The organism is Mycobacterium sp. E3298 (assembly GCF_001666895.1).
GTDB lineage: Bacteria > Actinomycetota > Actinomycetes > Mycobacteriales > Mycobacteriaceae > Mycobacterium.
The window spans coordinates 1-557 of sequence record NZ_LZJB01000602.1; the positions used below are offsets into that span (position 1 = coordinate 1).

Sequence of the window (557 nt, forward strand, 5' to 3'; positions counted from 1 at the left end):
TGCGGTCGACCGCGCTCCCCGGCCGCTCGGCGGCCGCCCGCAGCCGTGGCAAAGCGACATCGGTGCGCGCCGCGATCGCCGCCTTGATCAGCTCCGCCTTGTTCGGGAAGTAGTGGTACAGGCTGCCGCTCGTCATGTCGGCGGCGCGGGCGATTTCGCGAATCGTGGTGCGGGAGTAGCCCATCTCGGCCACAGTGCGCATCGCCGCGGTGATGATGCGCGTGCGGGTCTGTTCGCCGTCGGCGCCCACCGGGCGCCCCAATCGCGAGGGCCGGGCGCTCATGCGGGACGGCACGCGCCGCCGTCCCGTCCCTCACGCACCGCGCACCTCCGCACGAACCCCGAATAAATCGATCACTCGATTATATTCGACACTGTCAGGCGCCGAGAGCCTGCGGACGGGACGCGCGAGTGCGGAGAACACGGTGACGCGGGCGCAGCGGGGACGCCCCGTCGGCGCCAGCGGTGAGGAGACCCGCCAGCGGATCATCGTGGCCACCATGCGCTGTGTGGCGACGGTGGGCTACTCGCGAGCCACGATTCGCGAGATTGCCCGC

The 557-nt window shown here is 70.9% G+C and carries 1 protein-coding gene and 1 pseudogene; one reads left to right on the top strand and one right to left on the bottom strand.

Annotation, left to right across the window (positions count from 1 at the left end; genetic code table 11):
• Positions 1-283: TetR/AcrR family transcriptional regulator (locus A9X05_RS27525; protein ID WP_156737048.1), on the bottom strand; the 283-nt coding region annotated here is incomplete at its 3' end.
• Between the two features lie 142 nt (positions 284-425).
• Between A9X05_RS27525 and A9X05_RS30225 the strand changes: the two are divergent.
• Positions 426-557 (top strand): annotated as a pseudogene (locus A9X05_RS30225) (TetR/AcrR family transcriptional regulator); the annotation flags it as partial.